Below are 18,413 nucleotides of genomic sequence, written 5' to 3' on the forward strand. Positions count from 1 at the left end.
CCTGCCCGAGCCGGCGGCCCGGCCGACACCGGATTACCGGGTGACGCGGAGCACCCGGTAGCCCTTCTGGCTGGCGTGCCGCTGCACCTGCCACCCCTGCTCGACAAGCCAGCGGTGCAGCGAGTCGCCGCCGAGGTGCCGGGCGACGACCAGCCAGGCCACGCCGTCCGGGGTGAGCCGGGGCAGCCAGCGCAGCAGCAGGTCGTGCAGTTCGGCCTTGCCGACGTGGATCGGCGGGTTCGACCAGATCTGCGCGAACGTGACGTCCGGCGGCAGGTCGTCCGGGGCGACGGCGTGGACCCGGTCGGCCGCGTCGACGCGGGCGGCGTTGGCGGTGGTGAGCGCGCGGGCCCGTTCGTTGACGTCCACCGCCCAGACCGTGGCGGCCGGCGCGAGCGTGGCCAGGACGCAGGTGATCGGGCCGAATCCGCAGCCGATGTCGAGCAGCGGGCCGGCGGCGTCGGCGGCCGGCAGGTCGGCCTTGCGCAGCAGCACGGCGGTGCCAGGATCGAGCCGGTCGGCGGAGAAGACCCCGCCGGCCGAGGTGAGCGTGTAGTCGCGCCCGGCGACGGAGAACTCGACCTCGCGCGGGCGGGCCGGGGTCGTGGGCTCAGCGGTGAAGTAGTGGTCGCCGGTCACGCGGGCATTCTCGCACCGGCGGGTGGCGGGCCGGTCGACGGTACGGCGGGCAGGGGGCGACGCCACCCTGTCGGAATTTCCCGATATTCCCCCTGAAAGGGATAATCGGCCCTACTCTATCCCACATGGTGTACCGGTACGAGTCCGATGAGGACGCCTTCCTCGAATATCCGGAGCCCGGGCCGGCCCCGGTCGGGCCCGTGGTCGCGACGCCGCCACCGGCGGGCCCGTCGCCGTCCCGCTTCCCCACGCCGTCGCTGCCACCGGCCCGGGCCACCCGCCCGACCCTCGATGACGCCCGGGCGCCCGCCCCCGCGCCACCCGCGCCGGTGCCCACACCGCCCCGGGAGCCCACGCCGGTGCCCCAGCCCGCACCACCGGTGCCGCAGCCGGTGCCCGCCGCGACCGCAGGCCCGACCGTGCCGGTCCCGGTCAGCCCGACGTTCCGCACCACGAGCCTGCCCGACCAGTCACGGAACCGGCGGGCCGGCCGCCACGGCGGTGGCCGGTTCTGGCAGGCGCTGGTCGGCGGCGCCGCCGTGCTGCTCCTGCTCTCCCTCACCGGCCTGGCCGTCGCGGCGCTGCTCGACGAGCGGGCCGACACGCCGCCGACGAGCGAGCAGACCCCACCTCCGGCGGCGACCGAGTCGAGCGCGCCCGGCCGGTCCGACCTGGACTCGCGGGACACCGACCAGGCGGCGCTCACCGCCAAGGAACTGTTCCCGGGCAAGCAACTCGTGGTCACCGACGGCAAGCCGGCGTACCGGGTGCTCAAGACGCAGGCCAGCACCGACTGCGCGGTCTCGGCCACCGGCGAGATCGCCGACCTGCTGGTCCGGCTCGGGTGCAACCAGGTCGTCCGGGGCACGCTCCGCTCCCCCGACGGCGACCACCTGCTCACCGCCGGGCTGTTCAACCTGACCGACCTGGCCAGCGCCCAGCGGGTACGGGACCGGATCCGGCCGTTGCTGGACGACCGCCAGGGACGGTTCCGGGGCCTGCCGGCGGGTGAGGGCACCGAGGCGGTGGAGAAGGCCGCCGCCCGGGTCGGCTGGCAGGTACGCGGCCACTATCTCGCCTTCTGCCTGGTCACCCGCGCGGACGGGGAACGGATCCCGACCGACGACGCGGTCGCCCGCGAGATCATGTTCGACCTGATCGAGCTGCACCTGAACCGGAACGTGCTGGACCACCGGGCCGCGGGCGGCACGGCCGGCCAGCCCACCGACGGTCCGACCGAGGACAGCGCCGGCCAGCGCGGCACCGGCGACTGAAGCGGCGCTCCCCCGGCCCGCCATCCATCTCCGGTGGCGGCCGGTCGGCGTATCCGGGCCGCTTGGCCGCGCCCGCGTCGTCCTCCGCCCGGCTCAGCCCTCGGCGACCGGGACCCGCAACCGGCGGGTGAGGCCGGCGCGGCGGGCGTACTCCGCCGGGTCGGCCGGGTAGCCGACCTCGACCAGCGCGAGGCCGTGCGCGGGCGCCACGGTGACCTCGCTGGACCGTTCCCGGCGGGTCAGCAGCCCGGCCGGCCACTCGACCGGCCGCCGGCCGTCACCGGCGACCAGCATGGCGCCGACCAGACTGCGCACCATGTTCTGGCAGAACGCGTCGGCCTGCACGGTGGCGACCAGGATCCCGTCCGGGTCGCGCCGCCAGTCCAGCCGGGTCACCTCGCGCAGCGTGGTGGCGTTCTCCTTCCGCCGGCAGTACGCGGCGAAGTCGTGCTCGCCCACCAGACCGGCCGCGGCCTCGTTCAACGCGGCCAGGTCCAGCGGCTTCGACCAGGCCAGCGTGTCCCGCCGGCGCAGCGGCTCGGCGCCCCACGGCGCGTCTGTGACCCGGTACTCGTAGCGCCGGAAGGTGGCCGAGAACCGGGCGTCGAAGTCGGCCGGCACCTCGGTCATCGCGCGTACCCGGGCGTCCGGCGGGAGCAGCCGGGCCAGCCGGCGCAGCAGCCGCCCCTCGTGCGCCCGCCACACCTCGGTCGGCAGGTCCAGGTGGCAGACCTGCCCGGTGGCGTGCACCCCGGCGTCGGTCCGCCCGGCCACGGTGAGCCCGGTGACCGTGCCGGCGCCGAGCACCAGGTCCAGCGTCGCCATGAGCACGCCGGCCACCGTGCGCCGGGTGGGCTGCGGGGCCCATCCGGAGAAGTCGGTGCCGTCGTACGAGACGTCCAGCCGCAGCCGGGTCCGCTCGTCCACCTCGTACCTCCCGTTGACGGCGACGGGCCCGGCACCCCCGTGGGGATGCCGGGCCCGGTCGAGCCTGAACTCAGGCCTTGTCGTTCTCGGTGGCCTCGTCGCTGTCCTCGCGGGCGGCGGCGGTGTCACCGGAGGCGGAGACCGGAGCCTCGGCGTCCTGGTCGCCGGTGCTGGCCTTGGGGGCCTCCTCGGCCGGGGCCAGGGCCTCGACCTTGTCCTGCTGGGCGGCCTTGCGGGCGGCGGTCTTCTTGTTCGCCTTCGGCTCGGCGACCTGAAGCTCCTCGACCAGCTCGATGATCGCCATCGGAGCGGCGTCACCCTTGCGCGGACCGGTCTTCACGATCCGGGTGTAGCCACCGTTGCGGTTGGCGTACCGGGGCGCGATCTGGTCGAACAGGGAGTAGACCACGTCCTTGTCCTTGACGACGCCCGCCACCCGCCGACGCGAGGCGAGGTCGCCGCGCTTGGCCTTGGTGATGAGCTGCTCGGCCAACGGGCGGAGCCGCCGGGCCTTCGTCTCGGTGGTCTGGATCTTGCCGTGCTGGAACAGCGCGGTGGCCAGGTTGGCCAGCATCAGCCGCTCGTGCGCGGGGCTGCCGCCGAGGCGGGGGCCCTTGGTGGGCGTGGGCATGCTTGGTGCTCCTCAGGTGTGGCGGCAGCGCGGACTAGAGCTGCTCGGTCTCGCGGTAGTCGTCGGTGTCGTAGTCGGCCTCGCCGAAGGCGTCCACGACGTGCGCCGGGTCGAAGTTCGGAGCCGAGTCCTTCAGCCCCAGGCCCATCCCGGCGAGCTTCATCTTGACCTCGTCGATCGACTTCTGACCGAAGTTACGGATGTCGAGAAGGTCGGCCTCGGTACGCCCGATCAGCTCACCAACGGAGTTGATGCCCTCGCGCTTGAGGCAGTTGTAGGAACGGACGGTGAGGTCCAGCTCCTCGATCGGCAGAGCCAGGTCCGCCGCCAGCTGGGCGTCCTGCGGGGACGGCCCGATGTCGATGCCCTCGGCGGTCTCGTCCAGCTCGCGGGCGAGCCCGAACAGCTCCACCAGCGTCGAGCCGGCCGAGGCCAGCGCGGTACGCGGGCCCATCGACGGCTTGGTCTCGACGTCGATGATCAGCCGGTCGAAGTCGGTCCGCTGCTCGACCCGGGTCGCCTCGACGCGGTACGTCACCTTCAGCACCGGCGAGTAGATCGAGTCGACCGGGATCCGGCCGATCTCGGCGCCCGCCTGCTTGTTCTGCGCGGCGGTGACGTAGCCCCGGCCCCGCTCGACGGTCAGCTCCATGTCGAGCCGGCCCTTGCCGTTGAGGGTGGCGAGCTTCAGGTCCGGGTTGTGCACGGAGACACCGGCCGGGGGCTGGATGTCACCGGCGGTCACGTCGCCCGGGCCCTGCTTGCGCAGGTACATGCTGACCGGCTCGTCGTGCTCGGAGCTGACGCACAGCTCCTTGATGTTCATGACGAGCTCGACCACGTCCTCCTTGACACCGGGGATGGTGGTGAACTCGTGCAGGACACCGTCGATCTTGATCGAGGTGACCGCCGCGCCCGGGATGGACGACAGCAGCGTACGCCGGAGCGAGTTGCCGAGCGTGTAGCCGAAACCGGGCTCCAGCGGCTCGATGGTGAACTTGGACCGGGTCTCGTTGATCGACTCTTCGGAGAGAGACGGTCGCTGGCTGATGAGCATCTTTTCTCTTCTCTTCCGGGGCGCCCGCTATTTGACGCCCACGACACAACTGTTCCGGTGGCCCGCCCCGCAGGACGGGCCACCGCAACGAGCCCTTACTTGGAGTAGAGCTCGACGATCAGCTGCTCCTGGACCTGGGTGTCGATCACCTGACGGGCCGGGAGCGAGTGCACGAGGACCTTCATCTGGCTGGGGATGGCCTCGAGCCACGCCGGAACGGTCTTGGAGCCGGCCTCGGCCTGCGCGACGATGAACGGGGTGAGCTCCTTGCTCTTGCCCCGGACCTCGATGATGTCGTGCTCCTTGACGCGGAACGACGGGATGTCGACCTTCTTGCCGTTCACCGTGAAGTGACCGTGCTTGACCAGCTGACGGGCCATGTCCCGGGACTTGGCGTAGCCGGCCCGGTAGACCACGTTGTCCAGCCGCGACTCGAGGATCTGGAGCAGAACCTCACCGGTCTTGGCCTTCTTGCCCACGGCCTCTTCGTAGTAGCCGCGGAACTGCTTCTCCAGCACGCCGTAGACACGACGGGCCTTCTGCTTCTCACGGAGCTGGAGCAGGTACTCCGTCTCCTTCGTGCGGCCGCGGCCGTGCTGCCCGGGCGGGAACGGCCGGGACTCGAACGGGCACTTCGGACCATCGCACTTGCTGCCCTTGAGGAACAGCTTCATCTTCTCCCGCCGGCAACGGCGGCAGTCAGCACCGGTGTAACGAGCCATCTCTCTCTAACCTCTCAGACCCGGCGACGCTTCGGCGGACGGCACCCGTTGTGCGGCTGCGGCGTGACGTCGGAAATCTGCCCGACCTCGAGACCGGCGGCCTGCAGCGAACGGATGGCGGTCTCCCGGCCGGAGCCGGGGCCCTTGACGAACACGTCGACCTTGCGCATGCCGTGCTCCATGGCCCGACGCGCGGCGGCCTCGGCGGCCAGCTGCGCGGCGAACGGGGTCGACTTGCGGGAGCCCTTGAAGCCCACCTGGCCGGAGGAGGCCCAGGAGATGACCGCACCGGTCGGGTCCGTGATGGACACGATGGTGTTGTTGAAGGTGCTCTTGATGTGCGCCTGCCCGTGGGCGACGTTCTTGCGTTCCTTGCGCCGGACCTTCTTGACGGCGGCTCCGGCACGAGCCTTCGGTGGCATAAGTCTGTGCGCTCCTAGTTACTTCTTGCCGGGCTTCTTCTTGCCGGCCACGGTCCGCTTCGGGCCCTTCCGGGTCCGCGCGTTGGTCTTGGTGCGCTGACCACGCACGGGCAGACCGCGGCGGTGCCGGATGCCGGCGTAGCAGCCGATCTCGACCTTGCGGCGGATGTCAGCGGCGACCTCGCGGCGCAGGTCGCCTTCAACCTTGTAGTTGCCCTCGATGTGGTTCCGGAGCTCGACGAGCTCCTCGTCCGTGAGGTCCCGAACGCGCTTGTCCGGCGAGATGCCGGTCGCGGCGAGCGTCTCCAGGGCGCGGGTACGGCCGACCCCGAAGATGTAGGTGAGCGCGATCTCCATCCGCTTCTCGCGGGGGAGATCCACGCCGACTAGACGTGCCATGTGCGGGCGTACTCCTCATGATTTGTGGCGGAGGTGTGGACCCGTCCCATCCCGCTGCCCGAGCGGGCCCCGGCCTCCGACCGGGGGTCAACCACGAGGGGTACGCGCGAGGCGCACCGTCCGCGGCTGGGACGAGCTGGTGATGTGTGGGGCGTCAGCCCTGGCGCTGCTTGTGACGCGGGTCGCTGCAGATGACCATGACCCGGCCGTGCCGACGGATCACCCGGCACTTGTTGCAGATCCTCTTGACGCTCGGCTTGACCTTCACGGTTGCCTTACTTCCCATCTGGCCCGGAGCGCGACGGATCGCGACCCGGACGTCGAAGACGGACACGGGGACGTCCCGGCCGTCGTCAGGCTTACTTGTAGCGGTAGACGATGCGCCCGCGGGTCAGGTCGTACGGCGACAGTTCGACGACGACCCGGTCCTCCGGCAGGATGCGGATGTAGTGCTGCCGCATCTTGCCGCTGATGTGAGCCAGCACCTTGTGGCCGTTCGCGAGCTCCACCCGGAACATGGCGTTCGGCAGGGGCTCGATGACCCGACCCTCGATCTCGATGGCTCCGTCTTTTTTCGGCATGTACTCCGCTGTCCTGACGTCGGTTGCTCCGGACGGCCCACAACGTCTTACACGGGTGAACTGACCAAGATCAGTGAACCCGCGCCAGCCGCGGCTCCGACTCCCACCGAAGCGCAGGGTGGGCATGGCGGAGTGGACGCTGTGCGCCGATCTGAAAGTGTACGCCCGCCCGCGCGCCGTCGCCAAACCGGCCGGCCGGCAGATCCCTCGAACGGCGGATTTCCGGCCCGGTTGTGACCAGCGGCACAGCTACCTGCGGCGGTCGCGCCGCTTCCGGCCGTGATCCGCGCCGATCAGCCCGACCGACTGCATCAGCACCAGGCCGCCCCACGGCCCCAGCACCCAGAGCGGCCAGACGCCTGCGGCATGCCCGGACGCCACGGCGCCGATCAGCCAGATCGGCACCAGGATCGCGGCCACCCGAAGCCAGGGCAGCCAGAGCCCGAGCAGCCGGGACCGGGTCTCCGGCACCTCGGGGCCACCGGCCACCGGGGCGGCCGGGTCGAACGCCGGGACCGGCGAGGGTGCGGGCGGCGGCGGGGTCGGCGCCAGCGCGGACCGCTCGGCGGGCGCCGGGCCGGGCAGGTCGGCCACCACCTCGTCCAGCTCGCCGTAGGTCCGGGCGCCGTACGCGCGGGCCAGCCGCTCGTCGTACTCGTGCAGGCCGAGCCGCCCCTCCTCCAGCGCCACCCGGAGCCGCTCCGCGACGGCCTCCCGGTCGCGGTCGGCCGCCCGCATCTCCCGCCGCCCCTCCATGTCGGCAAGGATGCCACCCGACCGCCACCCCACTCAGCCCCGAGCCCTGTTTCTCGGAAAGAGTTGCCATCCGGGCCCGAATACCCCCTCTTTCCGTGAAACAGGGGGACTGGAGAGGGGGCGGGTGGGTCAGCGGGCGGGCGAGTTCGCGGGCTGGCGGGAGGTCACCAGGTCGCCGAGGCGGGCCCGGCCGCCATCCTCGGCGGTGAGCACCCACACCCCGTCCGCCAACAGCGCCATCGAGTGCTCCACGTGCACCGCCATCGAGCGGTCCCGCGTCACCACCGTCCAGCCGTCGGCCAACTCGACGGTACGCGGGGAGCCCGCCGTGATCATCGGCTCGATGGCGAGCGCCAGACCGGGCACCAGCCGCGGGCCCTTGCCGGGGCGACCGTGGTTGAGCACGTGCGGGTCCTGGTGCATCTCCGTGCCGATGCCGTGGCCGCCGTAGCCGTCGACGATGCCGTACCGGCCGCCCTTGCGGACCGCGGTCTCCACCGCGTGCGAGATGTCGGTCAGCCGGCCCCTGCCGGAGGCCGCGCCCCGGGCCGCGGCGGCGATCCCGGCCCACATGGCGTCCTCGGCCACCTCCGCCATCCGTAGCAGCGCCGGGTCGACCTCCCCCACCGCCACCGTGATCGCCGCGTCGCCGTGCCAGCCGTCGAGCACCGCCCCGCAGTCGATCGAGATCAGGTCGCCCTCGCGCAGCACCTGCTCGGGCGACGGGATGGCGTGCACCACCTGCTCGTTGACCGAGGAACAGATCGAGGCCGGGAAGCCGTGGTAGCCCTTGAACGACGGGACCGCGCCGGCCTCCCGGATGGTCGCCTCGGCGATCGCGTCGAGGTCGGCGGTCGACACACCGGGCGCGACCGCCTCCCGCATCCGGGCCAGGGCGCGGGCGACCACCAGACCGGCGGCCCGCATCAGCTCGATCTGCTCGGGGGTCTTCAGCTGGATGTCCAGCTGGGGACGGCGCATGACGGCGTTCACCTTTCGTTACACGGAACAGCGGGGCACGTCGCGCGTACCCCGCTGTTCACAGTCTATCCGCCGGGCGGCGGTGGGAGGTCAGCCGCCGTACGACCGCAGGGCGTCGATGGCGCGGACCGTGACGTCCTCCACCGGCCCGGTCGCGTCGATGCCCACCAGCTTGCCCTGGGCGCCGTAGTAGTCGACAAGCGGCGCGGTCTTCTCGGAGTATTCCCGCAGCCGCGCGGCGATCGTCTCCGGCTTGTCGTCGTCGCGCTGGAACAGCTCCGCGCCGCACCTGTCGCAGATGCCGTCCCGGGTGGTCGCGTCGAACTCGACGTGCCAGATCTTGCCGCAGCCACGGCAGGTGCGCCGGCCGGAGAGCCGCCGGATCACCTCGTCGTCGTCGACCACCAGCTCCAGCACCAGGTCCAGCATGGAGCCCAGGTCGGCGAGGAGCTTGTCCAGCTCGGCCGCCTGCGGCGTGGTGCGCGGGAAGCCGTCGAGCAGGAAGCCCTCGCCGGCGTCCGGCTCGGCGAGCCGGTCCCGGACCATGTTGATGGTGACGTCGTCCGGGACCAGCTTGCCGGCGTCCATGTACCGCTTCGCCTCGACGCCCAGCGGAGTGCCCTGGGTGACGTTGGCCCGGAAGATGTCACCGGTCGAGATCTTCGGCACCGAGAGGTGCGCGGCGATGAACTCCGCCTGTGTGCCCTTGCCCGCGCCCGGCGGGCCAACCAGAACGAGTCGCATCTACCGCAGGAACCCTTCGTAGTTCCGCTGCATGAGTTGGCTCTCGATCTGCTTCACGGTCTCCAGACCGACGCCGACCATGATGAGCACAGCGGTGCCGCCGAACGGGAAGTTCTGGAACTGCTGGTTGTCCAGCCAGATGAAGAAGAAGTTCGGCAGGATCGCGATGATGCCGAGGTAGAGCGCGCCCGGCAGGGTGATCCGGCTGAGGATGAAGTCGAGGTACTCGGCGGTCGGCTTGCCGGGGCGGATGCCCGGCACGAAGCCGCCGTACTTCTTCATGTTGTCCGCGACCTCGGTCGGGTTGAACGTGATCGACACGTAGAAGTACGTGAAGAAGATGATCAGCAGGAAGTAGATCGCGATGTGCTCCGGCGCGCTCGCCTTCACGATGTGGTTCTGGATCCAGGCCTGGACCTTGCCCGGGTCGTTCTGGTCGAAGAACTGGAGCGCGAGCGTCGGCAGGTAGAGCAGCGACGAGGCGAAGATGACCGGGATGACGCCGGCCTGGTTCACCTTGAGCGGGATGTACGTGGAGGTGCCGCCGTACATCCGCCGGCCGATCATGCGCTTCGCGTACTGCACCGGGATCCGGCGCTGCGCCTGCTCGATGAACGTGACCGCGGTGATGACCAGCAGCACCAGGGCGATGACGAGGAGGAACATCCCCCAGCCCTTGGTGGTCTTGATCTTCCAGCCCTCGCTGGGGAGCCGGGCCGCGATCGAGGTGAAGATCAGCACCGACATGCCGTTGCCGACGCCCCGGTCGGTGATCAGCTCGCCGAGCCACATCACCACGCCGGTGCCGGCGGTCATCGTCATCACCAGGACGGTGAGCGTCAGCCAGTCCGGGATGCCGGTGCCCTTGGGCACGATCGGGAACTGGTCGCACTGGTTGTTGAACAGCTGCCCGGAGCGGGCCAGCGCCACGAACGCGGAGGACTGGAGGATGCCCAGCCCCAGCGTCAGGTAGCGGGTGTACTGGGTGATCTTCGCCTGGCCGGCCTGGCCCTCCTTGCGGAGCTGCTCCAGGCGCGGGATCACCACCGTCAGCAGCTGCAGGATGATCGACGCGGTGATGTAGGGCATGATGCCCAGCGCGAAGACCGAGAGCTGGAGCAGCGCGCCGCCGGAGAACAGATCCAGCAGGTTGAGCACGCCGGTGCTCCCCTGGATGGTGTCGAGGCACTTCTGCACGTTGCCGTACGAGACGCCCGGGCTGGGCAGCGTGGCGCCCAGCCGGTAGACCGCGATGATGCCTACTGTGAACAGCAGCTTCTTGCGCAGGTCAGGCGTACGGAACGCACTGAGAAAGGCGGACAGCAACTTCTTCCTCCTGCGCGACGCGGGCCGCCGGTGACGATCCCTGGCGGGGCGGGGTGGGTGCCGGGCGGAGTGCCCGGTATCCATGGCTGGCAACGGACTCTAACAGTCCGATCCCGGTCCGGGCAGATGTGCCCGGCTACATAAACCGAATCCGATGTTACCCGGCGCACACGCGACCGGTAGACCATGACGCCCGCCCAGTCGCGAACAACTGAGCGGGCGCCACGAAAATGCCCTTAGAGCTCGGTGACCGAGCCGCCGGCCGCGGTGATCTTCTCCTTGGCCGACGCGCTGAACGCGTGCGCCGACACCTGGAGGGACACACCGCCGAGGTCGCCGGTGCCGAGCACCTTGACCGGGTGGCCCTTACGGACCGCGCCGGTCTCGACCAGCTCAACCGGGCCGACCTGGCCGCCGTTCGGGAAGAGCTCCGCCAGCCGGTCCAGGTTGACCACCTGGAACACGACCTTGAACTTGTTCTTGAAGCCCTTCATCTTCGGCAGGCGCATGTGGATGGGCATCTGCCCACCCTCGAACGCCGGCGAGATGTTCTTCCGGGCCTTCGAACCCTTGGTACCGCGTCCAGCGGTCTTGCCCTTCGAACCCTCACCGCGACCCACCCGGGTCTTGTCGGTCTTGGCTCCCGGGGCGGGACGCAGGTGGTGCACCTTGATCGTCATTACTCGACCTCCTCGACCTTCACGAGGTGGTTGACCGTGAAGATCATGCCGCGGATCTCCGGCCGGTCCTCCTTGACCACCACGTCGTTGATCCGCTTGAGCCCGAGCGAACGCAGCGAGTCACGCTGGTTCTGCTTGCGCCCGATCCCGGACCGGACCTGGGTGACCTTCAGACGTGCCATCAGGACGCCACCCCCGCACGCGACGCCAGCATGGCGGCCGGCGCGACGTCCTCCACCGGGAGGCCACGACGCGCCGCGACCTGCTCGGGGGACTCAAGCCCCTTCAGGGCCGCCACGGTGGCGTGCACGATGTTGATCGGGTTGGACGAGCCGAGGCTCTTGGAGAGCACGTCGTGGATGCCCGCGCACTCCAGCACGGCACGCACCGGACCACCGGCGATGACACCCGTACCGGCGGAGGCCGGCTTGAGCAGCACCACACCGGCGGCGTCCTCGCCCGTGATCGGGTGCGGGATCGACTGGCCGATCCGCGGCACCTTGAAGAAGTGCTTCTTGGCCTCCTCGACGCCCTTGGCGATCGCCGCGGGCACCTCCTTGGCCTTTCCGTAGCCCACGCCGACGGTGCCGTCGCCGTCGCCCACGATCACCAGGGCGGTGAAGCTGAAGCGACGACCACCCTTCACGACCTTGGCGACGCGGTTGATCGCGACGACCCGCTCGAGGTGCGGGGTCTTCTCGACGGGCGCGTTTCCGCGGCCGCCCTCACGGCGGTTGTCGCGGCGACCACCCTCGTTGCCACCGGACCCGCCGCCACGGCGCTGTTGACCTGGCATCAGCAGCCTTCCTTCTCTCTCGTGACGGGGTTTCTAGAACTCGAGCCCGGCTTCGCGGGCGGCCTTGGCAAGCGCGGCGACCCGCCCCGCGTACCGGTTGCCACCGCGGTCGAAGACGACCTTCGAGACGCCGGCGGCCTTGGCCCGCTCGGCGAGCAGCTCGCCGACCTTGCCGGCCAGGGCGCTCTTGTCGCCCTCGGCGCCGCGCAGCGAGGCGTCCATGGTCGACGCCGACGCCAGGGTGTGACCCTTGGCGTCGTCGACGACCTGGGCGACCATGTGCCGCAGGGAACGGGTGACGACGAGGCGAGGACGCTCGGCGGTGCCGCTGACGTTCTTGCGGACCCGGAAGTGCCGACGCGCACGCCCGACGGCGCGCTTGGCGGCAACGCCGCGGCGGCGCTTGAGCAGCGTGGCGCTCACTTCTTACCTGCCTTTCCAGCCTTACGGCGGATGACCTCGCCCTGGTACTTCACACCCTTGCCCTTGTAGGGCTCCGGCGGGCGGATCTTCCGGATGTTGGCGGCGACCTCGCCGACCTGCTGCTTGTCGATGCCGGCCACGTGGAACAGCGTCGGCCGCTCGACCGTGAAGGTGATGCCGTCCGGCGCCGGCACGACGACCGGGTGCGAGAACCCGAGCGCGAACTCCAGGTCCTTGCCCTTGGCGGTCACCCGGTAACCGGTGCCGGCGATCTCCAGGCTCTTGCGGTAGCCCTCGGTCACCCCGACGATCATGTTGGCCACCAGCGTACGGCTCAGGCCGTGCAGCTCCTTGGCCTTGCGCTCGTCGTTGGGCCGGTTGACGTGCAGCTCGCCGCTCTCGTCCCGCTCCGCCGTGATCGGCTCGGCCAGCACGTGGCTCAGCTCGCCCTTGGGGCCCTTGACCTTGACGGTCTGGCCGTCGATCGTGATGTCGACGCCGGATGGCACCGGGATCGACTTACGTCCAATACGCGACATTTCTACCTGTCTCCCGTTACCAGACGAAGGCGAGGACTTCCCCGCCAACGCTCCGCTTGCGGGCCTGCCGGTCGGTGAGCAGCCCCTGGGACGTCGAAATGATCGCCACACCAAGCCCGCCGAGCACCCGCGGGAGCCCCTCCGACTTGGCGTACACCCGGAGACCGGGCTTGGACACGCGCTTGATGCCGGCCAGGCTCCGCTCGCGGTTCTGGCCGTACTTCAGCTCGACGACCAGTCGCTTGCCGACGGCACCCTCCTCGGGGTCCTCGACCGACCAGGTGGCGATGTAACCCTCGGCCTTGAGGACCTCGGCGATGTTCGCCTTGATCTTCGAGTAGGGCATCGTCACCTGGTCGTGGTACGCCTGGTTGGCGTTACGCAGACGCGTGAGCATGTCTGCGATCGGGTCGGTCATCGTCATGAAAACTCGTCAACCTTTCTCGCCGGGGTTCCCCGGGCCGGGCCCGGGGCCTACGGCGAAGAGACAGTTCAGCTGACGCGCCGGAGCGCGCCGGGCTATTACCAGGAAGCCTTGGACACGCCGGGCAGCTCACCGCGGTGGGCCATCTCCCGGATGCACACCCGGCAGAGACCGAACTTGCGGTAGACCGCCTTCGGACGCCCGCACCGCTGGCAGCGGGTGTACGCGCGAACCGAGAACTTCGGCTTCGCGGCCGCCTTGAGGATCAGCGCCTTCTTGGCCATCTCAGTTCTCCTTGAACGGGAAGCCCAGGAGCTTGAGCAGCGCCCGGCCCTCGTCGTCGGTCGTGGCGGTCGTGACCACCGTGATGTCCATGCCCCGCTGGCGATCGATCTTGTCCTGGTCGATCTCGTGGAACACCGACTGCTCGGTCAGACCGAACGTGTAGTTGCCGTGCCCGTCGAGCTTGCGCCCGTCCAGACCGCGGAAGTCACGGATACGCGGCAGCGCGATGGAGAGCAGCCGGTCCAGGAACTCCCACATCCGGTCGCCCCGGAGGGTGACCTTCGCGCCGATCGGCATGCCCTCGCGGAGCTTGAACTGCGCGATGGACTTGGTGGCCCGCCGGACCAGCGGCTTCTGGCCGGTGATGGTGGCCAGGTCGCGGACGGCGCCGTCGATCAGCTTGGCGTCGCGAGCAGCCTCGCCGACACCCATGTTGACGACGATCTTGACCATCCGCGGCACCTGCATCGGGTTGCCGTAGCTGTACTGCTTCTGCAGCTCCGCCACGATCTCGTTGCGGTACCGCTCCTTGAGGCGCGGCTGGGTCTTGGTTTCGGTAGCCGTGGTCATCACAGGTCCTTACCGGTGCTACGCGCGATGCGGACCTTCTGGCCGTTGTCGTCGATCCGGTAGCCGACGCGGGTCGGCTTGCCGTCGGAGTCCACGACCATCACGTTCGAGACGTGGATCGGGGCTTCCTGGGTGACGATGCCGCCGGTCTTGGCGCCACGCTGGGTGGTGCTGATGCGAGTGTGCTTCTTGACCCGGTTCACGCCCTCGACCAGGACCTTGTCCTGCCGCGGGTAGGCCGCGATGACCTTGCCCTTGGCACCCTTGTCCTTGCCGGCGATGACGACGACCGTGTCGCCCTTCTTGACCTTCACGGTCACAACACCTCCGGCGCGAGAGAGATGATCTTCATGAACCGCTTGTCCCGCAGCTCACGACCCACCGGGCCGAAGATACGGGTACCGCGCGGGTCCCCACCGTCCTTGATGATGACGGCGGCGTTCTCGTCGAAGCGGATGTACGACCCGTCCGGCCGCCGCCTCTCCTTGGCGGTCCGAACGACGACGGCCTTGACGACGTCGCCCTTCTTCACACCGGCACCGGGGATCGCGTCCTTGACCGTGGCCACGATGACGTCGCCGATGCTCGCGTAGCGCCGACCGGAGCCACCGAGAACCCGGATGCACAGGATCTCCCGGGCACCCGTGTTGTCGGCGACGCGCAGTCGCGACTCCTGCTGAATCACGTCTATCTCCTATGTCTGCCGGTTCTCCGGCCGCCGGGGGCGGCCGGAGCCTGGCGGAACCTGCGCCCGACCGATCCCGGCCGAGCTCGAGCCTTCGCTACTTGGCCTTCTCGAGGATCTCCACGAGCCGCCACCGCTTGGTGGCGGAGAGCGGCCGGGTCTCCATGATCAGGACCCGGTCGCCGATACCGGCCGAGTTCTGCTCGTCGTGCACCTTCAGCTTGCGGGTACGGCGCATGATCTTGCCGTACAGCGCGTGCTTGACCCGGTCCTCGACCTCGACCACGACGGTCTTGTCCATCTTGTCGCTGACCACGAGGCCCTCGCGCACCTTACGGCGGGACCGCGCGGCGGCGGTGGTAGTGGTGTTCTCACTCATGATGCAGTCACCTCAGTCGGCGCGGCCGAGAGACCCAGCTCACGCTCACGCATGATCGTGTAGATCCGGGCGATCTCCCGACGGATGACCTGCAGCCGCCGGTTGTTGTCGAGCTGCCCGGTCGCGCCCTGCACGCGGAGGTTGAACAGCTCCGCCTTAGCCTCGCGCAGCTTCGTGACCAGCTCCTCGTCGGAGAGCTCACGCAGCTCGGAGGGCTTGACGCCGGCTGCCATCAGGATTCACCCACTTCGCGCGTAACAATGCGGCACTTCATCGGGAGCTTGTGGATCGCGCGACGCATCGCCTCTCGCGCGATCTGCTCGTTGGGGAAGGACATCTCGAAGAGAACCCGCCCCGGCTTGACGTTGGCGACCCACCACTCGGGAGAACCCTTACCGGAACCCATCCGGGTCTCGGCCGGCTTCTTGGTGAGGGCCTGGTCCGGGAAGATCGTGATCCAGACCTTGCCGCCACGCTTGATGTGGCGGGTCATCGCGATACGTGCCGACTCGATCTGACGGTTGGTCACGTACGCCGGCTCGAGAGCCTGGATCCCGAACTCGCCGAACACCACCCGGTTACCACCCTTGGACGCGCCACTGCGGTCCGGGTGGTGCGGCTTGCGGAAGCCCTTCGGGGGCTTGCGCGGCATCAGCATCTGTCAGCCCTCCTGCTGCTGTTCTGCCGGCTGGTTCGGAGCCGAGGCGGCGGCGGCGACAGCGCTGCTGTCGACCGGCTCGCCGGCCGGCGTCTCCGCCTGCTGCGCGATGGTGGTCGCGGCAGCGCGCCCGGCCTCGGTACCGCCGGCGGTCGTACCCGACGAGCCCGACCGGCCACGACGCGGCCGGTCCGGCCGGTCGCCACGGTCACGGCGCGGGCCGCGCGACGGGGCGGCCTCGGCCGGGGCCTCGCGGCCCGGCACGGCGTCGCCCTTGTAGATCCAGACCTTCACGCCGATCCGGCCGAAGGTGGTACGGGCCTCGAAGAAGCCGTACTCGATGTTGGCCCGCAGCGTGTGCAGCGGAACACGACCCTCGCGGTAGAACTCGGTCCGGCTCATCTCGGCGCCGCCGAGACGGCCCGAGACCTGGACCCGGATGCCCTTGCAGGCCGGGTTCTTCATCGCGGACTGCATCGCCTTGCGCATGGCCCGACGGAAGCTGACCCGGCTGGACAGCTGCTCGGCGACGCCCTGGGCGACCAGTTGCGCGTCCGACTCGGGGTTCTTCACCTCGATGATGTTCAGCTGGACCTGCTTGCCGGTGAGCTTCTCCAGCTCGCCGCGGATCCGGTCGGCCTCCGCACCCTTACGGCCGATGACGATGCCCGGCCGGGCGGTGTGGATGTCCACGCGGACCCGGTCGCGGGTGCGCTCGATGTCGACCTTGGAGATGCCGGCACGCTCGAGGCCCTTGGACATCATCCGGCGGATCTTGACATCCTCGCCGATGTAGTCCTTGTAGAGCTTGTCCGCGAACCAGCGGGACTTCCAGTCGGTCGAGATGCCGAGCCGGAACCCAGTGGGGTGAACCTTCTGACCCATTACTCGGCACCCTCCGTCGTGCTCTGCGCCTGCGCCGGCTCGGCCTGCTTGGCCGGAGCGGCCTTCTTCGCCGACTTCTTCGGCGCGGCCGGCGCCACGGCCTCGACCGCCACCGTGATGTGGCACGTCCGCTTGCGGATCCGGTACGCCCGGCCCTGCGCCCGCGGCCGGAACCGCTTCATCGTCGGGCCCTCGTCGACGAACGCCTCGCTGACGAGCAGCGCGTCGGGGTCCAGCCGCTCGTTGTTCTCCGCGTTGGCGATCGCGCTCGCGAGCACCTTGTACACCTGCTCGCTCGCAGCCTGCGGCGCGAACTGCAGCACCGTGAGCGCCTCCTTCGCGGGCAGGCCGCGGACGAGGTTGACCACCCGGCGCGCCTTCATCGGCGAGATGCGCACGTGCCGCGCAACCGCCCGCGCGCCCGGAAGCACCGGAGCGTCGCCCTTTCCTGGCATCGCTGTAACCCCTTGTTCCTCTATCCGTATGCCCGCGGCGTCAGCGCCGGCGGCTCTTCCGGTCGTCCTTCTCGTGACCCTTGAACGTGCGGGTCAGCGCGAACTCGCCGAGCTTGTGCCCGACCATGGCCTCGGTCACGAAGACCGGGACGTGCTTGCGTCCGTCGTGCACGGCGATCGTGTGTCCCAGCATCTCCGGGATGATCGTCGAGCGCCGCGACCAGGTCTTGATCACGTTCTTCGAGCCCTTGTCGTTCTGCGTCTCCACCTTCTTGAGCAGGTGGTCGTCGACGAACGGGCCCTTCTTCAGGCTGCGAGGCATGTCTTATCTCCCTCAGCCGCGCTTACGCGTGGCGTAGCGGCGGCGGACGATCAGCCGGTCGCTCGGCTGGCCCTTACGACGGGTGCGGCCCTCGGGCTTACCCTGCGGGTTGACCGGGTGGCGACCACCGGAGGTCTTACCCTCACCACCACCGTGCGGGTGGTCGACCGGGTTCATGGCGACACCACGGACGGTCGGGCGCTTGCCCTTCCACCGCATCCGGCCGGCCTTGCCCCAGTTGATGTTCGACTGGTCGGCGTTGCCGATCTCGCCAATGCTGGCGCGGCAGCGCACGTCGACCCGCCGGATCTCACCGGACGGCATACGCAGGGTCGCGTACGCGCCCTCGCGGCCGAGCAGCTGGATGCCGACGCCGGCCGAGCGGGCCAGCTTGGCGCCGCCGCCCGGACGCAGCTCCACGTTGTGGATGGTGGTACCGACCGGGATGTTGCGCAGCGGCAGGTTGTTGCCCGGCTTGATGTCGGCGCCCGGGCCGGACTCGACGCGGTCGCCCTGCTTCAGGTCCTTCGGCGCGAGGATGTAGCGCTTCTCGCCGTCGGCGTAGTGCAGCAGCGCGATGCGCGCGGTGCGGTTCGGGTCGTACTCGATGTGGGCGACCTTCGCCGGCACGCCGTCCTTGTCGACCCGCTTGAAGTCGATCAGACGGTACTGGCGCTTGTGGCCGCCACCGTGGTGCCGCGTGGTGATCCGGCCGTGGGCGTTACGCCCGCCCTTCTTCGGCAGCGGAGCCAGCAGCGACTTCTCCGGCGTGGACCGGGTGATCTCGGCGAAGTCGGCGACGCTGGAGCCTCGCCGGCCCGGCGTCGTCGGCTTGTACTTACGGATAGCCATT

The 18,413-nt window shown here is 69.8% G+C and carries 31 protein-coding genes; 1 reads left to right on the forward strand and 30 read right to left on the reverse strand.

Annotation, left to right across the window (positions count from 1 at the left end):
• Positions 1–33 precede the first annotated feature (33 nt).
• On the reverse strand, positions 34–639 hold the full coding sequence (locus ACZ6O5_RS04415; protein ID WP_465974435.1) for a class I SAM-dependent methyltransferase: 606 nt from the start codon (positions 637–639) through the stop codon (positions 34–36).
• 125 nt (positions 640–764) lie between these two features.
• On the opposite strand from ACZ6O5_RS04415, the gene ACZ6O5_RS04420 reads away from it, so the two are divergent.
• Complete coding sequence (locus ACZ6O5_RS04420; RefSeq protein WP_465974436.1) at positions 765–1,913, forward strand: hypothetical protein; 1,149 nt, start codon at positions 765–767, stop codon at positions 1,911–1,913.
• Positions 1,914–2,006: 93 nt separating this feature from the next.
• Here ACZ6O5_RS04420 and truA read toward each other — a convergent pair whose 3' ends face one another.
• From truA to rplB, 29 genes are all read right to left on the reverse strand, one after another.
• The gene (gene truA, locus ACZ6O5_RS04425; RefSeq protein WP_465974437.1) at positions 2,007–2,840 is read right to left on the reverse strand and encodes a tRNA pseudouridine(38-40) synthase TruA; all 834 of its coding nucleotides are present in this window, start codon (positions 2,838–2,840) and stop codon (positions 2,007–2,009) included.
• 70 nt (positions 2,841–2,910) lie between these two features.
• Complete coding sequence (rplQ, locus tag ACZ6O5_RS04430; protein ID WP_107157451.1) at positions 2,911–3,471, reverse strand: 50S ribosomal protein L17; 561 nt, start codon at positions 3,469–3,471, stop codon at positions 2,911–2,913.
• Positions 3,472–3,505: 34 nt separating this feature from the next.
• Complete coding sequence (locus ACZ6O5_RS04435) at positions 3,506–4,528, reverse strand: DNA-directed RNA polymerase subunit alpha (RefSeq protein WP_107157450.1); 1,023 nt, start codon at positions 4,526–4,528, stop codon at positions 3,506–3,508.
• Between the two features lie 95 nt (positions 4,529–4,623).
• Positions 4,624–5,250 (reverse strand): 30S ribosomal protein S4, encoded by a 627-nt coding sequence (gene rpsD / locus ACZ6O5_RS04440; protein WP_089155247.1) that lies wholly within the window; start codon positions 5,248–5,250, stop codon positions 4,624–4,626.
• Between the two features lie 14 nt (positions 5,251–5,264).
• The gene (gene rpsK, locus ACZ6O5_RS04445; RefSeq protein ID WP_014440747.1) at positions 5,265–5,672 is read right to left on the reverse strand and encodes a 30S ribosomal protein S11; all 408 of its coding nucleotides are present in this window, start codon (positions 5,670–5,672) and stop codon (positions 5,265–5,267) included.
• 18 nt (positions 5,673–5,690) lie between these two features.
• Positions 5,691–6,071, reverse strand: coding sequence for a 30S ribosomal protein S13 (gene rpsM / locus ACZ6O5_RS04450; RefSeq protein WP_013288614.1), 381 nt, complete (start codon positions 6,069–6,071; stop codon positions 5,691–5,693).
• A gap of 154 nt (positions 6,072–6,225) precedes the next feature.
• The gene (gene rpmJ, locus ACZ6O5_RS04455; RefSeq protein ID WP_043965539.1) at positions 6,226–6,339 is read right to left on the reverse strand and encodes a 50S ribosomal protein L36; all 114 of its coding nucleotides are present in this window, start codon (positions 6,337–6,339) and stop codon (positions 6,226–6,228) included.
• A gap of 91 nt (positions 6,340–6,430) precedes the next feature.
• A complete protein-coding gene (gene infA / locus ACZ6O5_RS04460; protein WP_007073013.1) occupies positions 6,431–6,652 on the reverse strand; it encodes a translation initiation factor IF-1 in 222 nt (73 codons plus the stop codon).
• Between the two features lie 249 nt (positions 6,653–6,901).
• The gene (locus ACZ6O5_RS04465; protein WP_465974438.1) at positions 6,902–7,408 is read right to left on the reverse strand and encodes a DUF1707 SHOCT-like domain-containing protein; all 507 of its coding nucleotides are present in this window, start codon (positions 7,406–7,408) and stop codon (positions 6,902–6,904) included.
• 129 nt (positions 7,409–7,537) lie between these two features.
• On the reverse strand, positions 7,538–8,389 hold the full coding sequence (gene map / locus ACZ6O5_RS04470; RefSeq protein WP_465974439.1) for a type I methionyl aminopeptidase: 852 nt from the start codon (positions 8,387–8,389) through the stop codon (positions 7,538–7,540).
• Between the two features lie 90 nt (positions 8,390–8,479).
• The gene (locus tag ACZ6O5_RS04475; RefSeq protein WP_405091237.1) at positions 8,480–9,133 is read right to left on the reverse strand and encodes an adenylate kinase; all 654 of its coding nucleotides are present in this window, start codon (positions 9,131–9,133) and stop codon (positions 8,480–8,482) included.
• Complete coding sequence (gene secY / locus ACZ6O5_RS04480; protein ID WP_281938099.1) at positions 9,134–10,459, reverse strand: preprotein translocase subunit SecY; 1,326 nt, start codon at positions 10,457–10,459, stop codon at positions 9,134–9,136.
• A gap of 236 nt (positions 10,460–10,695) precedes the next feature.
• Positions 10,696–11,139: a 50S ribosomal protein L15 gene (gene rplO, locus ACZ6O5_RS04485; RefSeq protein ID WP_357298029.1), complete on the reverse strand. Its 444-nt coding sequence runs from the start codon at positions 11,137–11,139 to the stop codon at positions 10,696–10,698.
• Positions 11,139–11,321, reverse strand: a complete 183-nt coding sequence (rpmD, locus tag ACZ6O5_RS04490; protein WP_091065818.1) for a 50S ribosomal protein L30 — start codon at positions 11,319–11,321, stop codon at positions 11,139–11,141. The genes rplO and rpmD overlap by 1 nt, the downstream gene beginning before the upstream one ends.
• Entirely contained in the window at positions 11,321–11,935 is a 615-nt protein-coding gene (gene rpsE / locus ACZ6O5_RS04495; RefSeq protein WP_091608844.1) for a 30S ribosomal protein S5, read from the reverse strand. The genes rpmD and rpsE overlap by 1 nt, the downstream gene beginning before the upstream one ends.
• 33 nt (positions 11,936–11,968) lie before the next feature.
• Entirely contained in the window at positions 11,969–12,358 is a 390-nt protein-coding gene (gene rplR / locus ACZ6O5_RS04500) for a 50S ribosomal protein L18 (RefSeq protein ID WP_425786379.1), read from the reverse strand.
• Entirely contained in the window at positions 12,355–12,897 is a 543-nt protein-coding gene (gene rplF / locus ACZ6O5_RS04505; protein WP_425786380.1) for a 50S ribosomal protein L6, read from the reverse strand. The genes rplR and rplF overlap by 4 nt, the downstream gene beginning before the upstream one ends.
• Positions 12,898–12,913: 16 nt before the next feature.
• A complete protein-coding gene (gene rpsH / locus ACZ6O5_RS04510; RefSeq protein WP_425786381.1) occupies positions 12,914–13,321 on the reverse strand; it encodes a 30S ribosomal protein S8 in 408 nt (135 codons plus the stop codon).
• Positions 13,322–13,419: 98 nt separating this feature from the next.
• Positions 13,420–13,605 carry a type Z 30S ribosomal protein S14 gene (locus ACZ6O5_RS04515; RefSeq protein ID WP_007073023.1) on the reverse strand — a complete coding sequence of 62 codons (186 nt, stop codon included), beginning with the start codon at positions 13,603–13,605 and terminating at the stop codon, positions 13,420–13,422.
• A 1-nt stretch (position 13,606) separates the two neighbouring features.
• Positions 13,607–14,176 carry a 50S ribosomal protein L5 gene (gene rplE, locus ACZ6O5_RS04520; protein ID WP_107157443.1) on the reverse strand — a complete coding sequence of 190 codons (570 nt, stop codon included), beginning with the start codon at positions 14,174–14,176 and terminating at the stop codon, positions 13,607–13,609.
• Positions 14,176–14,496 carry a 50S ribosomal protein L24 gene (gene rplX / locus ACZ6O5_RS04525; protein WP_018217055.1) on the reverse strand — a complete coding sequence of 107 codons (321 nt, stop codon included), beginning with the start codon at positions 14,494–14,496 and terminating at the stop codon, positions 14,176–14,178. Before rplX ends, rplE begins: the two co-directional genes overlap by 1 nt.
• On the reverse strand, positions 14,493–14,861 hold the full coding sequence (rplN, locus tag ACZ6O5_RS04530) for a 50S ribosomal protein L14 (protein ID WP_007465279.1): 369 nt from the start codon (positions 14,859–14,861) through the stop codon (positions 14,493–14,495). Before rplN ends, rplX begins: the two co-directional genes overlap by 4 nt.
• Positions 14,862–14,958: 97 nt before the next feature.
• Positions 14,959–15,240: a 30S ribosomal protein S17 gene (gene rpsQ / locus ACZ6O5_RS04535; protein WP_405091239.1), complete on the reverse strand. Its 282-nt coding sequence runs from the start codon at positions 15,238–15,240 to the stop codon at positions 14,959–14,961.
• Entirely contained in the window at positions 15,237–15,473 is a 237-nt protein-coding gene (gene rpmC / locus ACZ6O5_RS04540) for a 50S ribosomal protein L29 (RefSeq protein ID WP_107157442.1), read from the reverse strand. Before rpmC ends, rpsQ begins: the two co-directional genes overlap by 4 nt.
• On the reverse strand, positions 15,473–15,898 hold the full coding sequence (gene rplP / locus ACZ6O5_RS04545; protein WP_007465292.1) for a 50S ribosomal protein L16: 426 nt from the start codon (positions 15,896–15,898) through the stop codon (positions 15,473–15,475). Before rplP ends, rpmC begins: the two co-directional genes overlap by 1 nt.
• Positions 15,899–15,901: 3 nt before the next feature.
• Positions 15,902–16,783: a 30S ribosomal protein S3 gene (rpsC, locus tag ACZ6O5_RS04550; protein WP_107157441.1), complete on the reverse strand. Its 882-nt coding sequence runs from the start codon at positions 16,781–16,783 to the stop codon at positions 15,902–15,904.
• Positions 16,783–17,238 carry a 50S ribosomal protein L22 gene (rplV, locus tag ACZ6O5_RS04555; protein WP_107157440.1) on the reverse strand — a complete coding sequence of 152 codons (456 nt, stop codon included), beginning with the start codon at positions 17,236–17,238 and terminating at the stop codon, positions 16,783–16,785. The genes rpsC and rplV overlap by 1 nt, the downstream gene beginning before the upstream one ends.
• Before the next feature lie 40 nt (positions 17,239–17,278).
• A complete protein-coding gene (gene rpsS, locus ACZ6O5_RS04560) occupies positions 17,279–17,560 on the reverse strand; it encodes a 30S ribosomal protein S19 (RefSeq protein ID WP_007073032.1) in 282 nt (93 codons plus the stop codon).
• Between the two features lie 12 nt (positions 17,561–17,572).
• Positions 17,573–18,412 (reverse strand): 50S ribosomal protein L2, encoded by an 840-nt coding sequence (gene rplB, locus ACZ6O5_RS04565; protein WP_091426400.1) that lies wholly within the window; start codon positions 18,410–18,412, stop codon positions 17,573–17,575.
• Position 18,413: the final 1 nt, after the last annotated feature.

The organism is Micromonospora sp. NPDC049201 (assembly GCF_055586805.1).

Excerpts from the sequence above, each read along its gene's own strand:
- ACZ6O5_RS04420 (WP_465974436.1), top strand. The coding sequence starts at position 765 with ATGGTGTACCGGTACGAGTCCGATGAGGACGCCTTCCTCGAATATCCG.
- rplQ (WP_107157451.1), bottom strand. The coding sequence starts at position 3,471 with ATGCCCACGCCCACCAAGGGCCCCCGCCTCGGCGGCAGCCCCGCGCAC.
- ACZ6O5_RS04435 (WP_107157450.1), bottom strand. The coding sequence starts at position 4,528 with ATGCTCATCAGCCAGCGACCGTCTCTCTCCGAAGAGTCGATCAACGAG.
- rpsD (WP_089155247.1), bottom strand. The coding sequence starts at position 5,250 with ATGGCTCGTTACACCGGTGCTGACTGCCGCCGTTGCCGGCGGGAGAAG.
- rpsK (WP_014440747.1), bottom strand. The coding sequence starts at position 5,672 with ATGCCACCGAAGGCTCGTGCCGGAGCCGCCGTCAAGAAGGTCCGGCGC.
- rpsM (WP_013288614.1), bottom strand. The coding sequence starts at position 6,071 with ATGGCACGTCTAGTCGGCGTGGATCTCCCCCGCGAGAAGCGGATGGAG.
- infA (WP_007073013.1), bottom strand. The coding sequence starts at position 6,652 with ATGCCGAAAAAAGACGGAGCCATCGAGATCGAGGGTCGGGTCATCGAG.
- ACZ6O5_RS04465 (WP_465974438.1), bottom strand. The coding sequence starts at position 7,408 with ATGGAGGGGCGGCGGGAGATGCGGGCGGCCGACCGCGACCGGGAGGCC.
- map (WP_465974439.1), bottom strand. The coding sequence starts at position 8,389 with ATGCGCCGTCCCCAGCTGGACATCCAGCTGAAGACCCCCGAGCAGATC.
- ACZ6O5_RS04475 (WP_405091237.1), bottom strand. The coding sequence starts at position 9,133 with ATGCGACTCGTTCTGGTTGGCCCGCCGGGCGCGGGCAAGGGCACACAG.
- rplO (WP_357298029.1), bottom strand. The coding sequence starts at position 11,139 with ATGACGATCAAGGTGCACCACCTGCGTCCCGCCCCGGGAGCCAAGACC.
- rpmD (WP_091065818.1), bottom strand. The coding sequence starts at position 11,321 with ATGGCACGTCTGAAGGTCACCCAGGTCCGGTCCGGGATCGGGCGCAAG.
- rpsE (WP_091608844.1), bottom strand. The coding sequence starts at position 11,935 with ATGCCAGGTCAACAGCGCCGTGGCGGCGGGTCCGGTGGCAACGAGGGT.
- rplF (WP_425786380.1), bottom strand. The coding sequence starts at position 12,897 with ATGTCGCGTATTGGACGTAAGTCGATCCCGGTGCCATCCGGCGTCGAC.
- rpsH (WP_425786381.1), bottom strand. The coding sequence starts at position 13,321 with ATGACGATGACCGACCCGATCGCAGACATGCTCACGCGTCTGCGTAAC.
- ACZ6O5_RS04515 (WP_007073023.1), bottom strand. The coding sequence starts at position 13,605 with ATGGCCAAGAAGGCGCTGATCCTCAAGGCGGCCGCGAAGCCGAAGTTC.
- rplE (WP_107157443.1), bottom strand. The coding sequence starts at position 14,176 with ATGACCACGGCTACCGAAACCAAGACCCAGCCGCGCCTCAAGGAGCGG.
- rpsQ (WP_405091239.1), bottom strand. The coding sequence starts at position 15,240 with ATGAGTGAGAACACCACTACCACCGCCGCCGCGCGGTCCCGCCGTAAG.
- rpmC (WP_107157442.1), bottom strand. The coding sequence starts at position 15,473 with ATGGCAGCCGGCGTCAAGCCCTCCGAGCTGCGTGAGCTCTCCGACGAG.
- rplP (WP_007465292.1), bottom strand. The coding sequence starts at position 15,898 with ATGCTGATGCCGCGCAAGCCCCCGAAGGGCTTCCGCAAGCCGCACCAC.
- rpsC (WP_107157441.1), bottom strand. The coding sequence starts at position 16,783 with ATGGGTCAGAAGGTTCACCCCACTGGGTTCCGGCTCGGCATCTCGACC.
- rplV (WP_107157440.1), bottom strand. The coding sequence starts at position 17,238 with ATGCCAGGAAAGGGCGACGCTCCGGTGCTTCCGGGCGCGCGGGCGGTT.
- rpsS (WP_007073032.1), bottom strand. The coding sequence starts at position 17,560 with ATGCCTCGCAGCCTGAAGAAGGGCCCGTTCGTCGACGACCACCTGCTC.
- rplB (WP_091426400.1), bottom strand. The coding sequence starts at position 18,412 with ATGGCTATCCGTAAGTACAAGCCGACGACGCCGGGCCGGCGAGGCTCC.